This is a genomic window from Streptomyces sp. NPDC087310, from assembly GCF_044744405.1.
In the GTDB taxonomy this organism is placed as follows: domain Bacteria; phylum Actinomycetota; class Actinomycetes; order Streptomycetales; family Streptomycetaceae; genus Streptomyces.
The window spans coordinates 422,252-446,454 of record NZ_JBIUYF010000007.1 but is presented as its reverse complement, the minus strand read 5'-3'; the positions used below and the strand labels follow the sequence as shown (position 1 = coordinate 446,454).

Below are 24,203 nucleotides of genomic sequence, written 5' to 3'. Positions count from 1 at the left end.
CCTGGCGCGGGGCGGCCCGGCCGGCCCGGTCGCGTTCGACGCCGTCATGCCCGCTCCCGTAGCCGCAGCCGGGGCCTCGGGCGCCCGGGGGGAGCCGCGTACGTGGCGAGCAGGTGGTCGGTCAGGGCGGTCGGGGTGACGTGGGCGAAGACCGTCGCCGCGGTGAGCTGGAGGCCCGTGGCGGCGCCGAGCCGGTTGCTCAGGCGCATGGCGGTCAGGGAGTCGAACCCCATCTCCGTGAAGCGGCGGCCGGGGGCGATCGCCTCCCTGCCGGTGTGGCCCAGCACGGCGGCGGCATGGGAGCGTACGAGTTCCAGGAGTTCCCGGCTCCGTTCGGTCTCGGGGAGTGATCGCAGGCGCCCCGCGAGGGCGGCCGGGTCCTCGGCCCGTGTCGCCTCGGTGCCGTCGGCCGCGTCCGTCACGAACCGCCGTACTTCCGGGATCCCGCTGAGCAGCCGTTCCACGGAGCGGGCCTCGGACGCGGCGGTGAAGCGAGGCCAGTCGGCGTCGACGACGACGGAGGTCCCGTCCTCCGCCAGTGACCGTTCCAGCGCCATGAGTGCCGACCGCGGGTCCATCGGGGTCAGACCGCTGCGCCGGACGTTGCCGGCGGCCTCGCCGCTGCGGACGGCCATGCCGTCGTCGGCCCACGGTCCCCACGCCACCGAGGTGGCCGCCAGCCCCTCGGCCCGCCGCTGCTCGGCCAGGGCGTCCACGAGCGCGTTCGCGACCGCGTAGTTCGCCTGCCCGGCGGAACCCACGACGCCCGCGAACGAGGAGAACAGCACGAACGCCGAAAGCCCCAGGTCCCTCGTGGCCTCGTGCAGATGCCGCGCCGCCTCGCTCTTCGACCGCAGGACCTCCTCGAACCGCTCCACGGTCAGCCCTTCCAGCACACCGTCGTCCAGGACGCCGGCCGTGTGAACGACTCCCGTCAACGGGGCCCGCGCCGTCACGCGCGCCACCAGCTCGGCGACGGCCCTCCGGTCGCCCACGTCGCAGGCCACCACCTCCGCCCGCGTACCCAGCTCCTCCAGTTCCCCGCGCAGGTCGTCCGCGCCGTCGGCCCCGGGGCCACGGCGGGACACGAGGACGAGGTGCTCGGCACCGGCGCGTGCCAGCCACCGCGCCACGTGCCTGCCCAACGCTCCCGTACCGCCCGTGACCAGTACGGTTCCCGAGGGTCGCCACCCGGCACCACGACGTCCGCCCGAGGCGGCCGGCACCACACGGCGACCGAACACACCCGCGCCGCGGACCGCCACCTCGCTCTCGCCCGAACCGCCGGCGAGTACCCGGGCCAGACGCTCCATGACCCACCCGTCCAGCACGTCCGGCAGGTCCACCGTCCCGCCCCACCTCTCCGGTGTCTCCAGACCGGCCACACGTCCCAGGCTCCACACCCCGGCCTGCTCCGGGTTCCGCACCCGTTCCGCGCCGTTCACGGACATGGCCCCGCGGGTGACGCACCAGACCGGGGCGCGCACCCCCAACTCGCCCGCGGCCCGCACCATGGCCAGTGTCAACGCCACTCCCAGCGGCACCGACCCGTACACCGCGTGCCGTCCCTCCGCCAGCGCCAGCAGCGACAGCACGCCGGTGATCCCCGTGTCACCGGCCCGTGTCAGCGCCGCGCGCAACGCTCCGGCCACCGCGTCGCCGTCCGTGGCGCTCGGCGCCAGTTCCACGACCAGGGGGGACGCCCCGCGCCCCCCCACCGACTTCACGACGTGCGACACCCACGCGTCCGCGGTGTGCCCCTCGGGGACGACCACCAGCCACGCTCCCGTCAGTGTGCCCGTCCCACCGGTCACCGGCGACCACGCCACCCGGTAGCGCCACGCGTCCACCGGTCCCCGCTCCCGCCGACGACGCCGCCACGCCGACAGCGCCGGGAGCGCCGCCGCGAGCGACTCACCCGCACCGTCTCCGTCCTCGACCGACAGCTCGCTCGCGAGCGCGCTCGCGTCACCGCGCTCCACCGCCTCCCAGAAACCGGCGTCCGCCGGCCCGTCGGCCGCCATGTCGCCGCCGACCGCCGTGTCGCCGCCGGGCGCCGCAGCCGTCCTGGTGGTCGAGCGCAGCCAGAAGTGCTCCCGCTGGAAGGCGTACGTCGGCAGGTCCACACGCCGCGGCAGGGGGCCGTCGGCGGCGAGGACGGCCGGCCAGTCCACCTCCATGCCCCGCACGTACGCCTGGGCGAGCCCGTCGACGACGGAGCCGGTCTCGTCCGCGTCCCCGTTCAGGACCGGCGCGAACACCGCGTCGGGCAGGCACTCGTGCCCCATCCCGGAGAGCACACCGTCAGGGCCGAGTTCGACGAACGTCGTGACTCCCCGCCGGGCCAGTGCCGCCACCCCGTCGGCGAAGCGCACCGTCTCCCGCACGTGTCGCACCCAGTGACCGGGCGCGCACAACTCCTCGGCGGAGGCCACTTCGCCGGTCACGTTCGACACCACCGGAAGGTGCGGCGCGCGGAAGGAGAGCCCGTCCACCACCTCGCGGAACGGGGCGAGCATCGGCTCCGTCAAGGGCGAGTGGAAGGCGTGCGACACCTTCAGCCGCTTCGTCTCCACGCCCCGTTCCCGCAGCGCCCCGACGACCTCGGCGACCGCCGCCTCCCTTCCCGAGAGCACGACGGACGCGGGACCGTTGACCGCCGCGACGCTCACCTCGTCCGCGCGCCCCGCCAGCAACGGCACCACCTCCGCCTCCGGCGCCCGCACCGACACCATCACCCCGCCCCCGGGCAACTGCCCCATCAGCCGGCCCCGAGCCGCCACCAGCTCACAGGCGTCCTCCAGCGACAGCACCCCCGCCACGTGTGCGGCCACCACCTCCCCCAACGAATGACCACCCACGAAGTCCGGCCGCACACCCCACGACTCCACCAACCGGAACAGGGCCACCTCGACCGCGAACAGCCCGCACTGGGTGAAATCCGCCCGGGCCAACGCGGTCGCGTCCCCGAACACGACCTCCCGCAGCGGCCGTTCCAGCAGGGCGTCGAACCGGGCGCACGCCGCGTCGAATGCCTCAGCGAACACCGGGAACCTCTCGTACAGCCCCCGCCCCATGCCGAGGTGCTGGGTGCCCTGTCCCGAGAACAGCACCGCCGACTTCCCGGGGAGGACGGTGCCGCGCACCACACCGGCCGCCGGTTTCCCCGACGCCAGGGCCGCAAGGCCGGCCAGCAGCCCGTCACGCCCCGCGACGAGCACCACACCCCGGTGTTCGAACACCGACCGGGACGTCACGAGCGACGACGACACCTGGGCCGGCGACAGGCCGTCGTCGGCCCGCACGAGCTCCGCCAGACGCTCCGCCTGCGCACGCAACGCCGCCTCCGAACGCCCGGAGACCACACACGCCACCACGCCCACGTCGTCCGCCGGCGTCTCCACACGCTCCTCCTGCGGAGCCTGCTCCACGATCACGTGCGCGTTCGTCCCGCTGATCCCGAACGACGACACGCCCGCACGCCTCGGCCCTCCCGCCCGGGGCCACTCCACCGCGTCCCGCAGCAGCTCGACCCCACCGCCCGACCAGTCCACATGCGGTGTCGGTTCGTCGATGTGCAGCGAGGACGGCAGCAGGCCGTGCCGCAGCGCGAGCACCATCTTGATCACGCCTGCCACACCGGCGGCCGCCTGGGTGTGCCCCACGTTCGACTTCAACGATCCCAGCCACAAGGGCCGTCCCCCGCCCGCCCGTTCGCGCCCGTACGTGGCCAGCAACGCCTGTGCCTCGATCGGGTCCCCCAGCCTCGTCCCCGTACCGTGCGCCTCCACCGCGTCGACCTCCGCCGCCGACACCCCCGCATCCGCCAGCGCCGCCCGGATCACCCTCTGCTGTGACGGGCCGTTCGGCGCCGTCAGACCGTTCGACGCACCGTCCTGGTTCACCGCGGAACCCCGCACCACGGCAAGGACGGGATGTCCGTTGCGCCGGGCGTCGGACAACCGCTCCACCACCAGCACACCGACGCCTTCGGCGAGGGACGTCCCGTCCGCTGTCGCCGCGAACGTCTTGCAGCGCCCGTCGGGGGCGAGACCGCGCTGCCTGCTGAACGCCATGAGCGGGCCGGGGTCCGGCATGACGGCGACCCCGCCGGCCAGCGCGAGGTCGCACTCGCCCTGACGCAGCGACCGTACCGCCAGGTGCAGGGCCACCAGCGACGACGAACACGCCGTGTCCACCGTCACCGCGGGTCCCTCGAAACCGAAGGCGTACGCCACACGCCCGGACAGGACGCTGGCCGCGGTTCCCGTCATCAGGTGGCCTTCGAAACCCTCCCCCGCCTCGTGCAGCCGCGGGCCGTACTCCTGGTAGTGGGAGCCGACGAAGACACCCGTCCTGCTGCCGCGCAGCGACGAGGCGACCAGCCCGGCGCGTTCGAGCGCCTCCCACGAGGTCTCCAGCACCAGACGCTGCTGCGGGTCCATCGCGAGCGCCTCACGCGGTGAGATCCCGAAGAACTCCGCGTCGAACTCGCCCGCGGCGTAGAGGAAACCGCCCTCGCGCGCGTACGTCCTGCCGGGCGCGTCCGGGTCCGGGTCGTAGATGCCCTGGAGATCCCAGCCACGGTCGGTGGGCAGTCCGCCGATCGCGTCCCCGCCGGAGACGACGAGCTGCCACAGCTCTTCCGGGGACGTCACGCCGCCCGGGTAACGGCAGCTCATGCCGACGATCGCGATCCGGTCGTCCTCGGACGCGCCCTCGCTCCGGCCGGCCGGGGATGTCGCCACCGCGCCGTCGGCATCGGCCCGCCCCACCAGTTCGGCCAGGATGTACTCGCTCAGCGCCTTGTCGTTCGGGTAGTCGAAGGCGAGCGTGGCAGGCAGGCGCAGCCCGGTCGTCGCACTGAGCAGATTCCGCAGCTCGATCGCCGTCAGCGAGTCGAGGCCGAGTTCCTTGAACGCCCGGCCGGACTCGACCGCGTCCGGCGTGGCGTGCCCCAGCACCGCCACCACCTGTGCGTGGACGAGCTCCAGCACGGTGTGGCCGCGGTCGGCGTGGCTCATGCCGAGCAGCCTCTGCCGCAGTTCGGTGGCCTGGCCGGCCGGGCGGCGCGGTTCGTCAGGGAGGGGGGTGCGTCGTGCGGGGACCGGCCGTCGTACGAGTCCCTTGAGCAGGGCGGGGATCGCGGTGCCTGAGGCGGCCGGGCCACCGGTGTCCAGCCGGGCGGGTACCACCAGGCTCTCGGCCAGGGTGTGCGCCGTGTCGAAGAGCCGCAGCCCCTCGTCGGACGAGAACGGCACCACACCGACCCGCGCCATCCGCGACAGATCCGCCTCGCCGAGGTGCTCCGTCATACCGGAACGCTCGGCCCACATGCCCCACGCCAACGACACACCGGGCAGACCCGCCGCGTGACGATGCGCGGCGAGCCCGTCCAGAAACGTGTTCGCCGCAGCGTAGTTCGCCTGCCCCGCCGACCCCCACACTCCGGCGGCCGACGAGAACAGCGCGAACAGCGCGACATCGTGGTGACGGGTCAGCTCGTGCAGGTTCCACGCCCCCGCCACCTTGGCCCGCAGCACCCCGTCGACCCGCTCGGGCGTCAGCGACGTCACCGTCCCGTCGTCCAGCACCCCCGCGGCATGCACCACGCCCGTCACCCGACGCCCTCCGGGCAACCCCGCCAGTGTCTCCGCCAGGGCGTCGCGGTCGGCCACGTCGCACGCGGCGACGGTCACCGACGCCCCCATGCCGGTCAGCACCTTCTTGAGCTCCGGCATGCCCTCGGCCGCCGGGCCACGACGACTGACCAGCAGCAGGTGACGCACCCCGTGCTCGGCCACCAGGTGCCGGGCCACCAGGCCGCCCAGCACGCCCGCCGCCCCCGTCACCAGGACGATCCCCTCCGGGTCCAGGGCGGCCGGAACGCTCAGCACCAGTTTCCCCGTGTGCCGCGCCTGCCGCATGAACCGGAGCGCCTCACCCGCCCGGCGCACATCCCACACCCGCGTCGGCAACCGCTTGAGCGCACCCTGCCCGAAGAGGCCGACGATCTCGGTGAGCATCGCCCCGATGCGCTCCGGACCCGCTTCCACCAGGTCGAACGCCCGGTATGTCACACCGGGGTGGGCCGCCGCCACCTCGTCGGCGGACCGTATGTCCGCCTTCCCCATCTCGATGAAGCGCCCGCCCTCGCCGAGCAGCCGCAGCGAGGCGTCGACGTACTCACCCGCCAGGGAGTCCAGCACGACATCGACACCGCGGTCGCCCGATGCCGACCGGAAGCGCTGCTCGAACTCCACCGACCGCGACGGCGCCAGATGCGTGTCGTCGACTCCCAGACCACGCAGCACGTCCCACTTGGCGGGGCCGGCGGTGGCGAAGACCTGGAGGCCGTACACCCGGGCCAGTTGCACCGCCGCCATTCCCACCCCACCGGCGGCGGAGTGCACCAGCAGCGACTCGCCGGGCCGTACACCCGCCAGCTCGCGCAACGCGTACAACGCCGTCACGAACGCGACCGGAACCGACGCGGCCTCGGTGAAGGACCAGCCGTCCGGGATCCGGGTCAGGGTACGGTGGTCCGCCACCGCCAGCGGCCCGAAACCGCCGGTCCACAGACCCATCACGCGATCACCGACGGCGCAGGACCCGACCCCCGGGCCGGTGGCCACCACCACCCCGGCCCCTTCGCTTCCCATCAGCGCCCCGTGGTCCGGATACGTGCCCAGCGAGATGAGCACATCGCGGAAGTTCAGTCCTGCCGCGCGTACGGCGACGCGCACCTCGAACTCACCCAGTTCGCGCGCCGCGTCCTCGGCCGACGCCGGGGTCAGCCCCTCCGGTGTCCGCTCGCCCGAAGGCTCCAGCCGCCAGGGCCGCCCCTCGTCCGGGGGCGCCAGCACTCCGCTCGCCGGGCCCCGGGTCAGGCGCGGCACCTGTACCGCACCCCCGCGCACGGCGATCTGGGGTTCCCCGGTCGACACCGCCGCGTGCAGGGCGTCCGGCGAGAGGCCGTCGCCGTCCACGTCCAGCAGGACCAACCGCTCCGGGTGCTCGGCCTGCGCGGAGCGGACCAGTCCCCACACCGGGGCCGCGGCCAGATCGCGCACGTCCTCACCGTCCTCGACCGCCACCGCTCCCCGCGTCACCACCACCAACCGCGACCCGGCGAACCGCTCCTGTGCCAACCATCGCTGCACCAAGGACAGCACACGGTCGACCGTCGCGGTCGCCCCCGGCACCACACCCTGATCGCTCACACCATCAACACACACCACTACGCAGGCGGGCACCTGTTCGCCGATCTCGTCGAGATCCGCGTACCTCCGCACCGTCGGCCCCTCGATCACTCCGAGGTCATCCGCTCCGACCACCGCGCACCCCCGCACCCCGGCGTCCGGCCCCGTGGCCGGCGGAGCGGCCACCCACTCCACGCGGTACAGCCACTCCTGCACCCCGGCGGAGGCCGTGAACTCCTCCTCCCCCACCGGGCGCGTCCTCAGGGCATCCGCCGAGGCCACCGGCGCGCCCGCCGGGTCGGCCACCGTCACCGACACCCCGCCGTCGCCGGTCGGCGCCAGCCGCACCCGCGCCGCGGAAGCCCCGACCGCGTGCAGGGAGACACCGCTCCACACGAACGGCAACCGGACCCGCCCGGCCCTCGGGGCGGTGTCCGTGTCGTCGTGGGCCGCCCAGACGTGGAGCGCCGCGTCCAGCAACGCGGGGTGCACCCCGAACCGGCCCGCCTCGGTTCGCGCCTCCTGCGCCAGCGCCACTTCGGCGAAGAGCTCGTCGCCCCGGCGCCAGGCGGCGCGCAGTCCGCGAAACGCCGGGCCGTACGCAAGCCCGGTGGCCGCCAGCCCTTCGTAGAGGCCGGCGGTCCCGACCTCCTGAGCGCCGACCGGCGGCCAGACGCTCAGCTCCGGGGAGGTCACCGCCGGGCTCCCCGCGGTCAGCGTGCCTCGCGCGCGGCGCGTCCACGAGTCGTCCGGCACGTCGTCGCGGCGCGCGTACACACCGAACTCGCGATGCCCCGTCTCCCGCGGCCCGTTCACGATCAGGTGCACCTGGACCGCGCCGTCCTCGGGCAGCACCAACGGCGTCTCCAGGGTGAGCTCTTCCAGCCGATCACATCCGGCGGCGTCTCCCGCTCGCAACGCCATTTCGACGAACGCGGTGCCGGGCAGGACGACACGGCCCAGCACCGCGTGGTCGGCGAGCCAGGTGTGGGTACGGAGCGACAGACGGCCCGTCAGCAGGAAACCACCGGAGTCGGGCAACGGAGCGACGGCGCCCAGCAAGGGGTGCCCGGCCGGGGCCAGCCCCGCCGACGCCACGTCACCGGCCTCGGCCGCCCCGGATCCCAGCCAGTAACGGCGGCGCTGGAAGGCGTACGTCGGCAGGTCCACGCGTCGCGCGCCGGTACCGGCGAACACCTCCCGCCAGTCGACGTCGGCGCCACCGACGTACGCCTCGGCCAGTGAGGTCAGGAATCGGGCCGGCCCACCCTCGCCACGGCGCAGCGTCCCGACCACCGTCGCCCGCGTTCCGTGGTCGTCGGCCGTCTGCTCGATCGCCATGGTCAGTACCGGGTGGGCGCCGGCCTCCACGAACACCTGGAAGCCCTCGCCCAGCAGGCCCCGTACCGTCTCGTCGAAGCGGACCGTCTGCCGCAGGTTCCGGTACCAGTAGGCCGCGTCCAGCTCCGCCGTGTCCAGCACCCCGCCGACCACCGTCGAATGGAACGGCACCGCCGAGGACCGCGGAGCGATCCCCGCGAGATCGCGCAGCAACTCGCCCTCGATCTCCTCCACATGTGCGGAGTGCGAGGCGTAGTCCACCGGAACCCGGCGCGCCCGTACGCCCTCGCGTTCGCACCGCGCCAGCACTTCCTCCAAGGCGTCGGTGTCGCCCGACACCACGACCGCCGAGGGCCCGTTCACCGCCGCCACCGACAGCCGTCCGCGCCACGCGGACAGCCGCTCCCGCACCTCGGCGACGGACAGGCCGACGGACACCATGCCGCCCCGGCCCGCCAGCGCCCGCAACGCCCGACTGCGCAACGCCACCACCCGTGCCCCGTCCGCCAGCGACAGCCCGCCCGCGACACACGCGGCCGCGATCTCCCCCTGGGAGTGGCCGATCACCGCCGCCGGCACCACGCCGTACGCACGCCACAGTTCGGCCAGTGACACCATCACCGCCCACAACGCCGGCTGTACCACGTCCACCTGGCCCAGCCAGCCGTCCCCCTCGGTGCACCGCAGGACGTCCGGCAGCGACCAGTCCACGTGAGGCGCCAGCGCGGCGGCGCACTCGGCCATCCGCGCCGCGAACACCGGCGAGGAGTCCAGCAGTTCCGCCGCCATCAGGGCCCACTGCGCCCCCTGCCCCGGAAAGACGAGCGCCACCCCGGCGCCACCCCGTGCGAGCCCGGTGACGAGCCCCGGGGCGGCGTGGCCCGCGACGTGCTTCTCCAGTTCGCCCACCGCGCCCGCGTGGTCCGGCGCGAGGACCACCGCGCGGTGGTCGAAGGCGGTTCGGGTGGTCCCGAGGGACAGACCGGTGTGCGCAGCGGCCACCTCCGGATGCCCGCGCACGTGGTCCAGCAGCCGGGCGGCCTGGCCGCGCAGGGCCGCCGCGGACCTGGCCGAGAGCACCCACGGGACGAGCGGCAGCGCCACCGGGGCCACCGGGGCCACCGGGGCCACCGGGGCCACCGGGGCCACCGGGGCCACCGGGGACGGTACGGCGTCGTCCTCCGGTCCGCCGTCCGCTCCGCCCTCCACCGGATCGGCGGCCTGTTCGATGATGGCGTGCGCGTTGGTGCCGCTGATGCCGAACGAGGAGACACCTGCCCGGCGCGGTCGCCCACCGGCCTGCCACGGGGTGGCCTCGGTGAGGAGCCTCACCGGGCCCGCTGACCAGTCGATGTGTGTCGACGGCTCGTCGACGTGCAGGGTGCGCGGCAGCACACCGTGCCGCATCGCCAGCACCATCTTGATCACACCGGCCACCCCCGCGGCCGCCTGGGTGTGCCCGATGTTGGACTTCACCGAACCCAACCACAACGGACGGTCCCCGCGGTCCCGACCGTACGTGGCCAGCAACGCCTGCGCCTCGATCGGATCACCCAGCCTCGTACCCGTACCGTGCGCCTCCACGGCGTCGACCTCACCCGCGGTCAGTCCCGCGCTCGCCAACGCCGCCCGGATCATCCGCTGTTGCGCGGGACCGTTCGGTGCGGACAGTCCGCTGCTGGCGCCGTCCTGGTTGATCGCCGTACCGCGGACGACGGCCAGCACCGGATGGCCGTCGCGGTGCGCGTCGGACAGCCGCTCCAGGAACAGCATGCCGGCGCCTTCGGCGAGACCGAAGCCGTCCGCGGCGGCCGAGAAGGGTTTGCACCGGCCGTCCGGGGCGAGCCCGCGCTGCCGGCTGAAGCCGATGAAGGTACCGGGCGTGGCCATGACGGTCACACCGCCGACCAGCGCGCTGGAGCAGTCGCCCTGGCGCAGGGACTGCACGGCCAGGTGCAGGGCCACCAGCGAGGACGAGCACGCCGTGTCCACCGTCACCGCGGGCCCCTCCAGGCCCAGCGCGTAGGCCACCCGGCCGGACGCGACGCTGAGGCCGGTGCCGGTCATCAGGTGGCCCTCGACATCGCCGGCCGCCCTGTGCAGGTGGGGGCCGTAGTCCGGGGCGACGGCCCCGACGAAGACACCGGCCTGGCTCCCCTTGAGCGACGCGGGATCGATGCCCGCCCGTTCGACGGCCTCCCACGAGGTCTCCAGCAGCAGCCGCTGCTGCGGGTCCATGGCCAGCGCCTCACGCGGCGAGATCCCGAAGAAGTCGGCGTCGAACTCCCCCGCGTCGCCGAGGAAGCCGCCCTCGCGGGTGGAGGAGGTTCCCGGCCGGTCGGGATCCGGGTCGTACAGGGTCTCCACGTCCCAGCCACGGTCCTCGGGAAAAGCCGTGATCGCGTCCCGTGCCCCTGCCAGCAGCTCCCAGAACTCCTCGGGAGTCCGCACGCCCCCGGGGTAGCGGCAGCTCATCCCGACGATCGCGATCGGCTCCCGCGCCGCCGCCTCCACTTCCTGAAGGCGCCGGCGCGTCCGATGCAGATCGACGGTCACCCGTCGGAGGTAGCCGACGAGCTTTTCTTGTTCCGACATCGATACCTCACGGGATTGGGCTTCGGGAGCTTGGGGGTACGGAGTGCGAGGGGTGTACGGCGTACGCGGGGTGTGCGAGCGGCGTGCGGCGTGCGGCGTGCGGCGTGCGAGAGGGTGCCGTTCAGGAAGGCCCGAATTCCCGGTCGATGAAGCTGAAGAGCTCGTCGGCCTCCGCGGACTCCAGATGACCGGGAACGTCGACCGGGGCCCTGGGCTCCGTCCCGTCCGGTGCCGGGGCGCCGGGAACGGGAACATCCGTGGCCGCGCCGTCCCGGTCGCCGCTCCACCGGGACAGAACGCTCGACAGGCGGCTCGTGACCATGGCGCGCGTCGCGTCGTCCGGTTGCCCGCGCGTGCCGAGAAGCGCGGCCTCCAGCCTGTCGAGCTCGGCGGTCAGGGCGGGGTCCACGTCCCCCGTCGTCCCGGTGGGTGCCAGTTCCTCTCCGAGGTGTTCGGCGAGCGCGGCCGGGCTCGGGTGGTCGAAGATCAGGGTCGCGGGGAGCCGCAGCCCGGTGGCCGCGTTCAGCCGGTTGCGCAGTTCCACGGCGGTGAGCGAGACGAAGCCGAGGTCGAGGAAACCACGATCGGGTGCCACGGACCCCGCTGCCCCGTGTCCGAGGACGGCCGCGGCGTGTTCCCGGACCGACCGGAGCAGCACCCGCTGCCGCTCCGCGTGGCCGAGGCCCGACAAGCGCCGTATCAGCGGCGCCTCTTCCGAACGGGAGGCTTCGGTGTGGGTGGGGGCGTTTCGTACGGGGACCGGCCGGCGGGCGTGTCCCTTCGGCGGGGTCGAGCGCGGGGTGAACACCGCGTCGCCACGTACGGCCATCCGGTCCTCTCCGGCCAGGACGGCATGACGCAGTACCTCGGGCGAGGCCGCCGGATCGTCCGCGTCCAGCAAAACCAGCCGGCCCGGATTCTCCGCCTGCGCGGCGCGCACCACCTCCCACACCGAGGCCGCTGCCGGATCGCGGACCTCCTCACCGGCCTCGACGGCCACCGCTCCCCGGGTCACCACCACCAACCGCGACCGGGCGAACCGTTCCTGGGCCAACCACTCCCGCACCACACCCGGCATTCCGTCCACGGCACCGTTCACGGCCGGCGCCGCCCCTTCGCCGGCCACGGAACCGACCCGTACCACCGCCACATCCGGCACGTGCTCGCTCAGCCCGGCGAGATCCTTGACGGCCTCCGCCCCCCACGCCTCGGCCAGCTCGGAGAGGTCCTCCCCGACCACGGCGCATCTCGGCGTTCCGCCCCCCGACGCCGCACGCGGCGCCGCCGGCACCCACTCCGCCCGGCCCGAGCGCTCCCCCGCCCCCACCGAGGCCGCGAGGTCCGCCTCCCGCACCGGTCGGGTGACCAGGGCATCCACCGACACCACCGGCATCCCCGCCGTATCGGTCACCGCCACCGACAGCCCGCCGTCGCCCTTCGGCGCCAGTCGCATCCGTACCGCCGAAGCCCCGACCGCGTGCAGCGACACACCGCTCCACGCGAACGGCAACCGCATCGCGTCCCCGGCGCCGTCCGCGCACGCCAGCCACGCGTACAACGCCGCGTCCAGCAACGCCGGATGGATCCCCAAGCGATCCGTGCCCGGTATCTCGGGCAACTCCGCCTCGGCGAAGACCTCCTCTCCCCGGCACCACACCGACCGCAGCCCGCGAAACGCCGGCCCGTGGGCAAGTCCCGCGCCCGCGAGCCTCTCGTACGTCCCGGCGAAGTCCACCGTCTGCGCCCCCCGTGGCGGCCAGGCGCTCCGGTCCGCGGAGCCGTCCGCCTCACCACCGATGCCCAGCACACCCCGCGCACGGCAGGTCCATGCACCGCTGCCGCCGTCAGTGGCGTACACGCTCAGCTCGCGTCGGCCTTCCTCCTGCGGCCCGCCGACGACGAGCTGCACCCGGGCCTCCCTCTCGTCGGCCAGGACCAGCGGCGCCTCCAGTGTCAGTTCCTCCAGCCGCAGGCATCCCACCTCCTCCCCCGCTCGCAAGGCCATCTCCACCCATGCCGACCCCGGCACGACCGCCCGCCCCAGCAGCACGTGGTCGGCGAGCCACGGCTGGGCGCGCGGCGACAGACGCCCCGTCAGCAGGAATCCTCGCGACCCGGGCAGTGGCACCGCCGCTGCCAGCAGCGGGTGCTCCGTCGGTTCCAGTCCCACCGAGGCCGCGTCACCGGACACCGCGGCGACGCGCGGGGCGAGCCAGTACCGGCGGCGCTGGAACGGGTACGTCGGCAGGTCCACGTGTCGCGCCGCCGATCCCGCGAACGCCGCGGGCCAATCCACCCTGGCGCCGGCCACGAACGCTTCGGCCACGGACGTCAGCAACCGATCGGGACCGCCTTCTCCACGGCGCAGCGACCCGACCGCCGCGATGTCGACCCCGTGGTCGTCGGCCGTCTCCGCGACGCTCATCACCAGCACCGGATGCCCGCTGGCTTCCACGAACACCCGGAAGCCCTCGCCCAGCAGCACCCGCACCGTCTCGTCGAACCGCACCCTCCCGCGCAGGTTCCGGTACCAGTACCGTGCGTCCAGTTCCACCGTGTCCAGCACGCCGCCCGTCACCGTCGAATAGAAGGGGACCGACGACGGCCGCGGAGCGATCCCGGCGAGACTCCGCCCGAGCTCGGCCTCGATCGCCTCGACATGCGCGCCGTGCGAGGCGTAGTCCACCGACACCCGACGTGCTCGAACGCCCTCCGCCTCACACGCCTCCAGGAACTCCTCTACGGCTTCCACATCACCCGACACCACCACCGCCGTCGGCGCGTTCACCGCCGCCACCGACAACCGCTCGCCCCAGGCGGCCAACCGCTCCTCGGCCACTCCCGCGGGCAGACTCACCGATGCCATCGCCCCACGGCCCGACAGCGCCCGCAGCGCGCGACCGCGCGCCGCCACGACGCGCGCACCGTCCTCCAGGGACAACCCACCCGCCACCACCGCGGCGGCGATCTCCCCCTGCGAGTGCCCCACCACCGCCGAAGGCACCACGCCCGACGAACGCCACGTCCCCGCCAGCGACACCATGACCGCCCACATCACCGGCTGCACCACGTCCACCCGGTCGAACCACTCCGGGCTCTCGACGCCTCGCACGACGTCCACCAACGACCAATCGACCGAGGGCGCCAGCGCCGCCGCGCACCTGCCCATCCACTCCGCGAACACCGGCGACGAGTCCAGCAACTCGACCGCCATCCCCAGCCACTGCCACCCCTGGCCGGGAAAGACGAACACCACCCTGCCGTCGGAGCCGACCACGGCACCGCGCACCACACCGGGGGCCTCCCGCCCCTGGGCCAGAGCGGTCAGACCACACGCCAGGTCGGCACGATCCGCGCCCAGGACGACCGCGCGACGGTCGAACACCGCGCGGGTGGTCGCCAGCGAGAGACCGATATCGCCCGGTGCCACCGCGTCCGGCCCCGCGCCCCCGTCGGTGAGCGGCAGCAACCGCGCGGCCTGGTCCCGGACCGCCGCCTCGGACTTGGCCGACAGCACCCAGGGGGTGAGACCGCCGACGGAGAGAACCGGGGTTCCCGGTACGGCCCCACCGTCCGCCCCGTCCTCCGCGGCAGCCTGTTCCGGTGCCTGCTCCAGGACGACGTGGGCGTTCGTTCCGCTCACGCCGAAGGAGGACACGCCGGCCCGGCGCGGTCGGCCCGTTCCGGGCCACACGACGGGGTCGGTCAACAGCCTCACCGGGCCCGCTGACCAGTCGATGTGTGTCGACGGCTCATCCACGTGCAGGGTGCGCGGCAGCACACCGTGCCGCATCGCCAGCACCATCTTGATCACACCGGCCACCCCCGCCGCAGCCTGGGTGTGCCCGATGTTCGACTTCACCGAACCCAACCACAACGGACGGTCCCCACCCCGCTCCCGACCGTACGTGGCCAGCAACGCCTGCGCCTCGATCGGATCACCCAGCCTCGTACCCGTACCATGCGCCTCCACCGCGTCGACCTCACCCGCGGTCACCCCCGCACTCGCCAACGCCGCCCGGATCACCCGCTGTTGCGCGGGACCGTTCGGCGCCGTCAGACCGTTCGAGGCGCCGTCCTGGTTCACGGCCGAGCCCCGTACCACCGCCAGCACCCGGTGCCCACGGCGCCGGGCCTCCGACAGCCGCTCCACCACCAGGACGCCCACACCCTCGGAGAAGCCGGCGCCGTCGGCCGTCGCCGCGAACGCCTTGCAGCGCCCGTCGGGAGCGAGCCCGCCCTGGCGGGTGAACTCGGTGAACAGGCCGGGCGTGGCCATGACGGTCACGCCGCTGACGAGGGCGAGCGTGGACTCGCCGGTGCGCACGGACTGTACGGCCAGGTGCAGGGCCACCAGCGAGGACGAGCACGCCGTGTCCACCGTCACCGCGGGCCCCTCCAGGCCCAGCGCGTAGGCCACCCGGCCGGAGAGCACACTGGCCGTGCTGCCGGTGGTGACGTAGCCCGCCGCGTCCTCGGGCACGTCGGGGCTCATGGCGAGGTAGTCCTGACCGTTCGTCCCGGCGAAGACGGCGGTGGCGGTGCCCCTGAGCGCCGAGGGGTCGATGCCCGCCCGCTCCAGCGCCTCCCAGGACGTCTCCAGCAGCAGCCGCTGCTGCGGGTCCATCGCCAGCGCCTCACGCGGCGAGATCCCGAAGAAGTCGGCGTCGAAGTCCCCCGCGTCGTGGAGGAAGCCGCCCTCGGCGGCGCAGGACGTCCCGGCGCGGCCGGAGCCGGAGTCCGGGTCGTACAGGGCCTCCACGTCCCAGCCTCGGTCCTCGGGGAACGGGGTGATGCCCTCCCCGGCCGTGTCGAGCATCCGCCACAGGTCCTCGGGTGACCGGACGTCACCGGGGAACCGGCAGCTCATCCCCACGATGACCACGGGGTCCTCGCCCGTCGTCGGCTCGGCGGCCACGGGCGGGGAGGACGCCGTCTCCGGCCCGGGGAGCAGTTCCGCGCACAGGCGGGCCGCGAGCGCGCGGGCGTTCGGGGAGTCGAAGGCCACGGTGGACGGCAGGCTCAGGCCGGTCGCCGCGCTCAGGCGGTTGCACAGCTCGACGGCGGTCACCGAGTCGAGGCCGAGGTCCTTGAACGCGCGGGACGGATCGACCGCGTCGGCTTCCGCGTGGCCCAGTACCGACGCCACGTGCCCGCGTACCACGGCGAGCGTCGCCGTCTCCTGTTCGGCCCGGGTCGCCAGGCCGGCCAGCCTGCCGACCAGGCCGCCGGGCGCGTTCACCGCGTGCGTGCCGGGATCGGCCGTCCGTGCGAGCCGGCGTACGTCGGGCAGGTCGGCGAGGAAGGGGCTGGGGCGCGTGGCGGTGTACGCCACGTGGAACCTGTCCCATTCGATGTCCGCGATCATGACGCCGGGCTCGCCTTCGGCCACCGCGCCCGCCAGGGCAGACACCGCCAGTTCGGGGGCCATCCCCGGCAGGCCGTGCCGGCGCGCCACCGCGCCGATCCCGCCCTCGGCCATGCCTTCGTCGGCCCAGGCGCTCCAGGCCAGCGAGGACGCGGGAAGGCCGAGGCCGTGCCGGTACTCGGCGAGGGCGTCGAGGTAGGCGTTGCCGGGCGCGTAGTTGCCCTGTCCGGAGGCGCCCAGGGTGCCCGCCACGGAGGAGAACAGCACGAAGGCGTCCAGGTCCATGCCGTCGGTCAGCTCGTGCAGGTACCAGGCGCCGTCGGCCTTCACCCGCAGCACGCGGTCGATCTGTCCGGGGGTCAGCCGTTCCACGACCGCGTCGTCCAGGACCGCGGCGGTGTGGACCACCGCCGACAGCGGGCAGCCGTCGGACATGCCGTCGAGGAGCCGGGCGAGTGCCGCGCGGTCGCCCACGTCGCAGGCGGTGAGGGTCACCCGCGTGCCGGTGGCCTCCAGTTCCTCGCGCAGCGCACCGGCGCCGGGCGCGTCCGGTCCGCGGCGGCCGGCCAGCACCACGTGCTCGGCGCCCGACCGGGCCAGCCAGCGGGCCACCCGCCCGCCCAGGGCGCCGGTGCCGCCCGTCACCAGCACGGTGCCGCGCGGCTGCCACCGCGCGCGCGGGTCGGGACGCGGGGCTCGGGCGAGGCGGCGGGCGAACGTTCCGGAGGGACGGATCGCGACCTGGTCCTCGCCCTCGGCACCGGCCAGGACCGCCGCCAGCGGGCGCCCCGCGTACGCGTCCCAGCGCTCGGGCAGGTCCACCAGGCCGCCGAACCGCTCCGGGTGCTCCAGGGCCACGATCCGGCCGAGGCCCCACACCATCCGCTGGGCGGGGACGCCGACCCGGTCCGTGTCGTCCACGGCCACCGCGCCGCGGGTCAGGCACCACAGGGGGCCGTTCACCTCCGCGTCGCCGAGCGCCTGGAACAGGGCGAGCGCCCCGGTCAGGCCCGCCCGGGGGACACCGGTTCCGGCGGACGGCCCGTCGGTCAGGGACAACAGCGACAGCACACCCCCGTACGCGCCGCCCTGCGCCCGCACACCGCGCAGCACGTCGGCGATCCGGTCGCGGGCGGCTCCGGCGGGCAGTTCGACCGTGACCACGTCGCCACCGTGGTCACGCACCGCGGCCGCGGTCGGCCCGACGACCTCCGCTGCGCGGCCCTCCGGGGCGACCAGCAGCCAGGTGCCGGACAGCGTCGGCCGGCGCACCGTGCTCAGGGGCGCCCACCGGGTGCGGTAACGCCAGCCGTCCACCGTCGAGGTCACGCGCTGCCGCTGCCGCCAGGACGTCAACGCGGGCAGCACGTGCGCCAGCGAAGCGTCGTCGACCTCCAGCGCCCCGGCCAGCGCCTCCGCGTCGCCGCCCTCCACGGCCTGCCAGAACGCCGCGTCCGCCGCGCTGTCCTCCGGCGCGGGCGCGGCGTCCGGAGTCCACCAGAACCTCTCGTGCTGGAACGCGTAGGTGGGCAGGTCGACGCGGTGCGCCCCCGACCTGGTGTACGCCTGCGTCCAGTCGACCGGCACACCGTGGACGAACGCCTCCCCCAGCGATGTGAGCAGCCGTCGCGCACCGCCGTCGTCACGCCGCAGCGAACCGACCACCACGGCGTCGCTCCCCGCGCTCTCCAGCGTCTCTCGCATGCTCGCGGTCAGCACGGGGTGCGCGCTGCACTCCACGAACGCCCCGAAGCCCGAACCGGCCAGCGCCCGGATCGCCTCTTCGAAACGCACCGTCCGCCGCAGGTTGCGCACCCAGTACTCGGCGTCCGGACCACGCCCGTCGTCCAGCCACTCCCCGGTGACCGTGGAGAAGAAGGGCACCGTGAACGCCCCGGGTTCCACCGGTGCCAGGTCGGTGAGAATACGCTCGCGCACCTCGTCGACCTGCGAGGAGTGCGAGGCGTAGTCCACCGCGACACGACTCGCCCGTATCCCGTCGCGCTCGCACCGCGCCAGCAGTGCGTCCAGCGCCTCCGGTGTACCCGAAACCACCGTGGACGACGGACCGTTGACCGCCGCCACCGCCATCTCCCCACCCGACGCCTCGATACGGCGGCGCACGTCGTCGACCGGTGACGCCACCGACACCATTCCGCCGCGCCCGGCCAGCGCGGTGCCGATGGCGCGGCTGCGCAGCGCCGCCACCCGGGCGCCGTCCCGCAACGACAGGCCCCCGGCGACCACCGCGGCCGCGATCTCCCCCTGCGAGTGGCCCACCACGGCCGCGGGTTCGACACCGTACGAGCGCCACACCTCGGCCAGCGACACCATGACCGCCCACAGCGCCGGCTGGACCACGTCCACGCGCTCCAACGCGTCGGCGTCGTCGAGCACGTCCAGCAGCGACCACTCCACGAACGCGGACAGCGCCACCGCGCACTCGTTCATCCGGGAGGCGAACGCCGTCGAGGACGACAGCAGCTCCCGGGCCATTCCCGCCCACTGCGATCCCTGCCCCGGGAACACGAACACGGGCCGGGGCGTGGTTCCGCCGCCTCGCGCCGCACCGCCCGGCGCGGTGCCCTCCGCCACGGCCCGTACCGCTTCGAGGAGTTCCTGCCGCGAGCCGCCCGTCACGACCGCGCGCCGCTCGTGGAGCGACCGCGAGGTGACCAGTGACACTCCGACGTCGACGGGCGACACCTCGGGGCGCGCCTCGACGAAGGACGCGAGCCGCCGGGCCTGCCCGCGCAGCGCCGCCTCGCACGTGCCCGACAGGACCCAGGGCACGACGGCGGGGGCGTCGCCCGGTTCCTGCGGCCGCGCTCCCGGCCCGTGCGGGGTCTCTTCGGATTCCTCGGCCTCCTCGGCTTCGTCGGCCTCCTCCAGGATGACGTGTGCGTTGGTGCCGCTGATCCCGAACGAGGACACTCCCGCCCGGCGCGGACGACCGCCCCCGGCCCACGCACGCGCCTCGGTCAGCAGTTCCACCCTGCCCGCCGACCAGTCCACCTGTGGCGTCGGCTCCTGGGCGTGCAAGGTCTTCGGCAGCACCCGGTGCCGCATCGCCAGCACCATCTTGATCACACCGGCCACCCCCGCGGCCGCCTGTGTATGGCCGATGTTCGACTTCAGCGACCCGAGCCACAACGGGCGGTCCCCGCCCCGGTCCTGCCCGTACGTGGCCAGCAACGCCTCCGCCTCGATCGGGTCCCCGAGCCTCGTCCCCGTACCGTGTGCCTCGACGGCGTCGACCTCACCGGCGCCGATTCCCGCACTGGCCAGCGCCGCCCGGATCACCCTCTGCTGTGACGGGCCGTTCGGCGCCGTCAGCCCGTTCGACGCCCCGTCCTGGTTCACCGCGGAACCCCGCACCACGGCAAGGACGGGATGTCCGTTGCGCCTGGCGTCCGACAGCCGCTCCACCACCAGCACGCCCACGCCCTCACCCCACCCCGTACCGTCCGCGCCCGCCGAGAACGCCTTGCACCGGCCGTCCGCCGACAGCCCGCGCTGCCGGCTGAACTCGATGAACATGTCCGGGGAGGCCATGACGGCGACTCCGCCTGCGAGGGCGAGGTCGCACTCGCCGGAGCGCAGCGCCTGACCGGCCAGGTGCAGGGCCACCAGTGACGACGAACACGCCGTGTCCACCGTCACCGCCGGACCTTCCAGGCCGAGGGCGTACGCGATGCGGCCGGACATCACACTCGGCGCGTTACCGGTCAGCAGGTAACCGGCGAAGCCCTCGGTGGCCTGATGAGCACGTGGACCGTAGGAGTGGGTGGTGGCGCCTATGTACGTACCGGTCGCCGACCCGCGGCGCGACCGCGGATCGATTCCGGCGCGCTCCAGTGCCTCCCAGGACGTCTCCAGCAGCAACCGCTGCTGCGGGTCCATCGCCAGCGCCTCACGCGGCGAGATCCCGAAGAACTCCGCGTCGAAGTCCCCCGCGTCATGGAGGAAGCCGCCGCTCCGTGTGTAGCTGGTGCCCCAGTGCTCGGGGTCCGGGTGGTAGAGGGCGTCCAGGTTCCAGCCCCGGTCGGCGGGATAACCGGAGATGGCGTCCTCGCAGCCGACGACCAACTGCCACAGCTCTTCGGGCGTGCTCACCCCGCCGGGGTAGCGGCACGCCATACCCACGATGGCCAGCGGCTCGGCCGTCGCCTTCGCGACGCGCGCGACGGCCGCCCGCCGCTTTCCGGTGATCTCTTCGTGGAGGTGGTGGGCGAGACCGCGCGGGGTCGGGTAGTCGAAGACGAAGCGGCCGGCGACGGGCAGGCCGGTGCGTGCGGCGAGACCGTCGGCCAGCTCCTGTGCCATCAGCGAGTCGAAGCCGAGGTCCTTGAAGGTCAGGGTGGCATCCACCCGGCCGGTGTGTTCCATGACCGCCGCCGCTTGGTCGCACACCGCGTCGAGGAGGGCGTCACGTTGTTCGGGCTCGGACAGCCCGGCCAGGACGGAGACGAGGTGTCCGTCGGCCCGCCCCGGGCCCGACGCCGTCGCCACTCCGGTCCCGTCGGGCTCGTCGAGGACATTCCGAGGGGGCTCGGCGACCGTCCGTTCCGGTGCCGGCCGGCTCTCCCGGCTCTCCCGGCTCTCCCGGCTCTCCTGGCTCTCGAACCAGTACCGCCGGCGCTGGAACACGTAGGTGGGCAGGTCGACTTGGAGCGCCCCCGGGAAGAACGGTCCCCAGTCGACCTCCGCTCCGCGCACCCACAGGTGGGCCAGCGCGGTGGTCGCGGTGTGGGTCTCGTCCCGGTCCCTGCGGCAGAACGGGACGGCGACGACATCGGCGGGCATCCGCACGTCCTCGGTCCGGGCCCGGACCGACTCCTTGACCATGGGGGTGAGGACGGCGTCGGGGCCGATCTCCAGAAAGGTCGCCACCCCGCGCTCACGCATCGTGGCGACCGCGTCAGCGAACAGCACCGTCCTGCGCACCTGGCGCACCCAGTACTCCGGATCCTGCAGCACCCCGGGAGCCGCGACCTGTCCCGTGACGGTCGACACCACCGGCACCGACTGGTCCCGGGACTCCGCCGACCCCACAACCCGCCCGTACGCTTCGAACATCGGCTCCATCAGCACCGAATGGGACGCATGCGACACCGCCAGACGCCGTGTCCTCACGCCCAGCTCCGCCAGGCGCCCCACCTCGGCCAGCACCGGCTCCACCGTGCCGGTGAGCACCACCGACTCAGGACCGTTCACCGCAGCGAGCTCCACGCCGTCCCCCAACCGCACGGCCTCCGCTCCGGCCCCCACCGCCACCATCACGCCCTCGCCGATCGGCAGGCCGTGCATCAGCCAGCCACGCGCCAGCACCACCCGCGCCGCGTCCCGCAGCGACCAGACACCCGCCACATGAGCCGCCACCAGTTCGCCCAGCGAATGACCCGCCACCACCGAAGGACGCACGTCCCACGAGGACAGCAGGCGCCACAGAGCCACCTCGAAGGCGAACAGCGCCGGCTGCGCCCACCCCGTCCCGTCCAGCCCGTCGACCCCTCCGGACATCACCGCACGCAGTCGACCTGAGTAGTCACCTCCGACCCCGAAGAACTCCCGCGACTCCTCCGGGAGACCTACGTCGGCGGCCACCTCGCCGGCGACGTCGTCGAAGACGCCCATCACCTCGTCCAGGGCCTCGGCGAACGCCCCGAAACACGACAGGCCCTCACCCATGCCGACCCGTTGCGCGCCCTGGCCCGAGAACACCATCCCCAGGCCACCGTCCACCACCGCACCCGACACCACTCCGGGTCCGCCGCCCCGCTCGGCCAGCCCTGACAGCCCTTCGGTCAACTCACCCCGGCCCGTGCCCACCACCACCGCACGGTGCCCGAAGCGCGACCGCGACGAGGCCAGCGACCAGCCCACGTCCGCCGCGTCCACGTCGTCGGCGCCCTCGGCGAACCGGGCCAGTCGGCGCGCCTGTCCGCGCAGTGCCTCCAGGGAGCGGCCGGAGACGATCCAGGGCACGACCGGCAGGTCCGGTCCGGTACGCCCGCCGGTACGCTCGTCCGCGGGTTCCGGCCGCCAGTCCGACAGTACGACGTGGCAATTGCTGCCGCCCATCCCGAACGAGCTGACTCCGGCGACGAGTTGCTCGTCCGGCGCCGGATCCCCGGGCCACGGACCGAGTTCCCGCTGCACCCGGAGGTTGAGGTCGTCCAGGGGGATCCGGGGGTTCGGTGTCTCGAAGTTCAAGCTGGCGGGCAGCAGTCGGTGCTTGAGGGCCAGGACGGTCTTGAGGAACCCGGCGATACCGCCCGCGCCGCTCAGGTGGCCGATGTTGGTCTTGACCGACCCGACCGCCAGAGGCAGGTCGGCGGGACGTCGACGGCCGATGGCCTCTCCCAGCGCGGCGGCCTCGACGGGGTCGCCCACCGGGGTTCCGGGGCCGTGCAGTTCGACGTAGCGGGCGGCGGCCGGGGACAGGCCCGCACACGCGTAGGCCCGGGTGACGACGTCGGCCTGGGAGCCCACCGTCGGCGAGGTGAGCGTCTCCCCCCTGCCGTCGTTGTTGGTCGCGCTGCCACGTACCAGGCACAGGATGCGGTCGCCGTCGCCGAGCGCGGCGCTCAGACGCTTGAGCACGACGGCGCCGCCGCCCTCGCCCGGCACGTATCCGTTGGCCCTGGCGTCGAACGTGTAGCAGCGGCCGTCCGGCGAGAGGCCGCCCAAGCTCGCGGCGAGCAGCACGCCTTCCGGCATCAGATGCAGGTTGACGCCGCACGCGATGGCGAGTTCCGACTCCCCGGACCGCAGGCTCGCGCAGGCCAGGTGCAGGGCCACCAGGGAGGAGGACTGCGCGGAGTCGATCGTGAGGCTCGGGCCGACGGCGCCGAGGAAGGCGGAGAGCCGGTTGGCGATGATGCCGCGCTGGATGCCCGGCATGGTGTGGTGCGCGCCGAGTGCCTGGGCATGACGCGTCAGCAGCTTCGCGTAGTCGTCGGCGTTCACACCGACGAAGGTGCCCAGTCGGCTGCCGCTGACCTCGCCGGGGACCACGCGGGCATCCTCAAGTGCTTCCCAGCCCAGCTCCAGTACGAGTCGCTGCTGCGGATCGACGAAGGGCGCCTCGCGGGGGGAGACACCGAAGAAGCCCGCGTCGAAGTCCGCGGGCCGGTCGAGGAAGGCGCCCCACCGAGGCGCCCCGTCCGAGGCCGGGACCGTCCAGCGGTCCGGTGGGACCTCCGTGACGGCACTCTCGCCCGCGGCCAACAACTCCCACAGGCGCTGCGGGCTTTCCGCCCGCGGGAACCGGCACGAGACGCCGATCACGGCTATCGCCGTGTCCGGGTCGACGGCGCCTCCGGTGAGAACTTCTCCAGGCAGGCCGACAGTCGTCATCGAGAGAAACCTCCAGCACCGGACGTACGGCCGAACGGATAAGGAATTCGGAAGGAGCCCGGCGTGGAGTTCACGCTCTCGATATACCGGGCTTCAGCCGACCTTGACTGTCCGGCACCACACCCTTCGGCCACGTCGGCGATCACCGCCGTTACGGCGGCGATCGCACCGGTGCCCCACGGCGGGCGGGAAGAAGTTCCGGGCCCTCCCGAAACGCCGGTGACGTGTGCGTCCGGCCGGCCGAACGCGCATTTCACCGACTGCCGCCGCGGATCGTCCGCCGCGGTGACGGCTTTCGCGGTCCATTGCCCGACGGGCCGTCGGATGATAAGTGT

Annotated in this window: 1 protein-coding gene and 1 pseudogene; both read right to left on the bottom strand. The window is 73.9% G+C overall.

Annotation, left to right across the window (positions count from 1 at the left end; genetic code table 11):
- Positions 1-44: 44 nt before the first annotated feature.
- Positions 45-11,138, bottom strand: coding sequence for a type I polyketide synthase (locus tag ACIO3P_RS27715; RefSeq protein ID WP_401853482.1), 11,094 nt, complete (start codon positions 11,136-11,138; stop codon positions 45-47).
- A gap of 445 nt (positions 11,139-11,583) precedes the next feature.
- Positions 11,584-23,868 (bottom strand): annotated as a pseudogene (locus tag ACIO3P_RS27710) (type I polyketide synthase); the annotation flags it as partial.
- Between the last annotated feature and the right edge of the window lie 335 nt (positions 23,869-24,203).

Bases quoted from the DNA above. Each gene is read 5' to 3' on its own strand.
- ACIO3P_RS27715 (WP_401853482.1), bottom strand. From the start codon at position 11,138: ATGTCGGAACAAGAAAAGCTCGTCGGCTACCTCCGACGGGTGACCGTC.